Raw genomic sequence first — 3,690 nt, forward strand, 5'->3', positions numbered from 1 at the left:
ATAGACGTCCTGCAACACCTCTCCCGGCGGCTTTAGTGGCTCAGCCGACGGGTCGTCAGGTGGGGGAATTTGAAGTGACCATACCCGGAGGAATTTGACCGACCGCCGGGGACGAACACGAGTCTGGCCGCGTAGACGCGCAGACTGATGGGCCGGTTGGCGAACGACGCCGGCACGCTGTAGCGGTTGCGCTCGAAGTTCACGAGGCAGGTTGGTGAGACGCGTTTGGTGTGTTCGACGAAGCCATCGAACGGCTGGCCGACCGGCATCAGGTGCGGCCGCTCGGCCGACCACGCATCCCATATCGTCGTGTCCTGCTCCGGGTGACGTGTCTGCTGCCACAGCAGCACGCACTGATCGGCCAGCCAGTCGTTGAGCGCGGCGAGTGAACCGAATGTCGGCACCTTCTGCCAGAGCCGGTGACGGCTGTCCTGGACGTTCTTCTCGATCTGCCCCTTCTCCCAGCCGGAGGCGACGTTGCAGAACTCGGCGTCAAACAGGTAGTGGCTTACCATCGCGCTGAACCGCGCGTTGACCTCGCGCACCTTGCCGGGGCGCACCCTGTCAACGGCAGTCTTCATGTTGTCGTATATACCGCGGCGTGGAATGCCGCCCCACGCAACGAACGCATGATGGTGCGCGTCGAACAGCATCTCGTGGGTCTGCAGCAGATAGGCCCGCAGGAAGAAGGCGCGGCTGTGGCTGAGCTTGAGTTGCGCGACCTGCAGCTTGGTACGCTCGCCGTTGATGACGGCCCAGTCCTCGCTCCAGTCGAACTGGAACGCTTCCCCGGCCGCAAACCGGAGCGGAACGAAGGTCCCGCGTCCGGTTGTCTTTGCCTGCTCGTGCTGTTCCTGTCGCCAGCGTCGGGCAAACGCCGCGACGCGATCATAGGAGCCGGTGAAGCCCAGCGCACAGAGATCCGCGTGAATCTGCTTGAGGGTTCTTCGCTGTTTGCGCGGCCGGGTCGCCTCGGTCTTGAGCCAGCCTGCGAGCTTCGCAGCAAACCCGTCGAGCTTGCTGGGGCTGTGACGTTCGGGATAGGCGGGCAGGACGGTGCCGGCCCGTATGTAGCGCCTGACCGTGTTTCTGGACACGCCAAGCCGTTTGGCAATCTCGCGCAACGAGACATGATCGCGAAAGTGCCAGCGTCGGATGATGCTCAATATAGCCACGTCGATCACTCCGTTTCCCCTGCCCGTTGCCGAGCAGGTCAGTGTTCTACGTGGGTCAATATTCGATGCAAATTACTGCGTAGGGTGGGTCAGGATTCCGCGCAAATCAACAGGCCTGATGGGTCATCAGTAAGTCTTGGTAACATTCGACCCACCCCTGATAAACCTCTTGCTTGAGTGCTTGCCAGACAGGAGGAGGCTGGTCTTTGCTTGGCTGCTGGGTCAGGTTTTTACACCCGCCATCTATAGCGGCCAGTGACTTCGTTGGATTAGCGGCATAGTCGGGCGATTGCATCGAGATGAATGGAGGTTCATTCTCGTTTTTGTCATTCGCGCGCGCGTCGACGAAATATCGGCGCAATCCCGGCCATGCGGGGTCTGGCCGGAGATAGTCGTGCACGGACTGAGCCTCCGTCTCGTGGGTATAGGCCTGAACCGCCTTATACGCACGATAGTACAGATAAAAAGCTGTGTAGCTTCCGCCTGATACCGACGACAGGTACTGAGTCTTGTATATCCAACCCTCGTCAACGAAACGCTTGAGCACCCCCATCACGAAGGGTGAGGATTTCGAGCCTCCTCCTGAGAAAGTCAGGCCAAGAGTGGGCCTGTCGTCCTGCGTAAGCGTTAGTTCGGAAACCTTATGATTTTTTGTCGATTTAATGCAATCAACCTGAATTTTATCGTCATCACACAGTGGTAGCGGATTAGTGATGGTAGTCGGCCGGCCGCCGACTGCGCAGCCGGCCAGAGAAAAGAGAATCAGGAGCCCCATCACGATTGCTTTTCGCATTTCCCACTCCCTTGTTTCACGACAATTTATTCGGCTGACTTAGGCTCCACATTTTTCACTGCGGTGCCGTGTGCTTCGGACCATCCTCACCCAATCAGTCTGGAAGCAGGGTTAGCAGCACGTTCTCGCTATCGTCAGCATCCTTTACGACAGGGAACGGGTCGATGTCCGTTGGCTGTGTGAGGGGTGCGCCCGTCTTTGCGGCAGCCGAGGCTCGCGCCGCTGCTACTGCGGTCGGGGCTGCGACAACACCCGGAGCCGAAGCGGCCGCGGCATCCGAGGCCGCCTGACGCTGCTTGAGCTGTTCTGCACCCAGGTCGCGCAGGTCAGTTGCCTCGGTGAACAGGGCGTCGGGTTTCTCCTTGTCCGCGCCAAGGTCGATAGCAACGGACGTAATGCCGGCTTCGTGGCGGGCCCGGTAGACCGTGGTATTGAGGAGTTGGCCGGTGGGCGAGGTGGCTGCATAACCATCGCTCGCCGGCGCTGCCGCTGCCGCACCTTGGCACAAATCAGCAGGGACCGAAGTGGCGAAGGTGACAGCCTGCGGATTCGCAATCAAGTGTGCGAAGGGCACGAAGGTGCCGCCTGTCTTACAGGCAGCCAGCGCTCCGATGGGGAAAAGAATGGTGGCCGGCGTCCGTATCGCAATACAGATGCCATTGCGTGGGAAGCCGCGCGTATCACTCCAACCAGTTGCCATGACAACCCCCAACATCGCGGAAGGCACGACCCTAGCCGGCGGCCGTCAAAACAGCGCCGAAGCTGGAGCACCGTGAAGCGTCAACCCCAGAAATGAGACCTGTGAATGTTCGGTTTTATTGTGGAATACGAAATAATTAAATGTCAGATTTTTGTAAAACGTATGTGGCCTTCCGCACATATTGCGGCGGCTTTGCGTTGGTACGGGTCTCCATAGTAATAAGGTTGTCGGTTTCGAGAAAGCGAATATTCATCAAATCCGATAAGTGAGCGTGTGTTTCATTTTTACATTCACGTCTTCGCGCGTCGCTCGTAATACCCGTCCGCCGCTCGGCCCTTTACTCGGCCAAGAGTCCAGCTATGCCGATGAGCACCGTCCAGTTCGCGGGTATCGTTAAGCGTGAGGTCCGGGTGCGGAAGCTCTTCCGCCGACTTGTCAGCAAGGTCAGCGCATGGCGCGCAGGGTTGAATCCAAAGGTCCATTGGTCAGTTGTCGCCAATTTTGAGCGACATGCGGCCATGTCGATGCTGGTGAAAAGCATAGGTTTCAAAGCGAGGAATATCTGCGACGGGGCGTCGTAAGGTAGACCATCTGAGGTAAGCGCATCATTAGTGCCCACGCTATCAAAAACGAACGACGAATCGATGTCTTTCGCGGTTAGTCCCCAAACGGGTTGCCGGTGTCTTTCACTTCGGTATTGAGGTTGTATTCCGCACGCACGGCCTTGAGCACGCCCTCGATGTCGCGCTCGAAGCCGACCGCGTTGCCGAAGTGGGTCATGTTCCAGTTGCAGCCTGTCTTGTCAGCCTCTTGCAACTGCGGCCGCGGCACACGAATCTTCACGCCATCCTCGACGATTTCCTGCAGTCGATGGATTCGCCGGCTGACCTCCTGCTGTAGCTGCGAAGCATTAACAGGCCGCGGAAATACACCCCTCCAGAAGCAACGTCCTTCGCTGTGCGCGGCTACCGCCGCGCAATTTTCTGCATTGCGAAATTTCAATGCGAATCCCGCTTGTTTTT

The 3,690-nt window shown here is 58.4% G+C and carries 4 protein-coding genes and 1 pseudogene; 1 reads left to right on the forward strand and 4 read right to left on the reverse strand.

Annotation, left to right across the window (positions count from 1 at the left end; all coding sequences use genetic code 11):
- Positions 1 to 98: 98 nt before the first annotated feature.
- The 3 genes and pseudogenes from istA to KHO33_RS41655 form a co-directional block, all read right to left on the reverse strand.
- Positions 99 to 1,184, reverse strand: a pseudogene (gene istA, locus KHO33_RS41645) (IS21 family transposase); the annotation flags it as partial.
- Positions 1,185 to 1,281: 97 nt separating this feature from the next.
- A complete protein-coding gene (locus KHO33_RS41650; protein ID WP_200568338.1) occupies positions 1,282 to 1,968 on the reverse strand; it encodes a hypothetical protein in 687 nt (228 codons plus the stop codon).
- A gap of 94 nt (positions 1,969 to 2,062) precedes the next feature.
- A complete protein-coding gene (locus KHO33_RS41655) occupies positions 2,063 to 2,542 on the reverse strand; it encodes a hypothetical protein (protein ID WP_200568337.1) in 480 nt (159 codons plus the stop codon).
- A 485-nt stretch (positions 2,543 to 3,027) separates the two neighbouring features.
- Here KHO33_RS41655 and KHO33_RS41660 point away from each other — a divergent pair, with 485 nt between their 5' ends.
- On the forward strand, positions 3,028 to 3,249 hold the full coding sequence (locus KHO33_RS41660; protein WP_200568336.1) for a hypothetical protein: 222 nt from the start codon (positions 3,028 to 3,030) through the stop codon (positions 3,247 to 3,249).
- A gap of 76 nt (positions 3,250 to 3,325) precedes the next feature.
- Here the strand turns inward: KHO33_RS41660 and KHO33_RS41665 are convergent, their stop codons facing one another.
- On the reverse strand, positions 3,326 to 3,544 hold the full coding sequence (locus KHO33_RS41665) for a hypothetical protein (protein ID WP_211629335.1): 219 nt from the start codon (positions 3,542 to 3,544) through the stop codon (positions 3,326 to 3,328).
- Positions 3,545 to 3,690 lie beyond the last annotated feature (146 nt).

The sequence above is a fragment of the Paraburkholderia nemoris genome (assembly GCF_905221015.1).
Classification (GTDB): Bacteria; Pseudomonadota; Gammaproteobacteria; order Burkholderiales; family Burkholderiaceae; genus Paraburkholderia; species Paraburkholderia nemoris.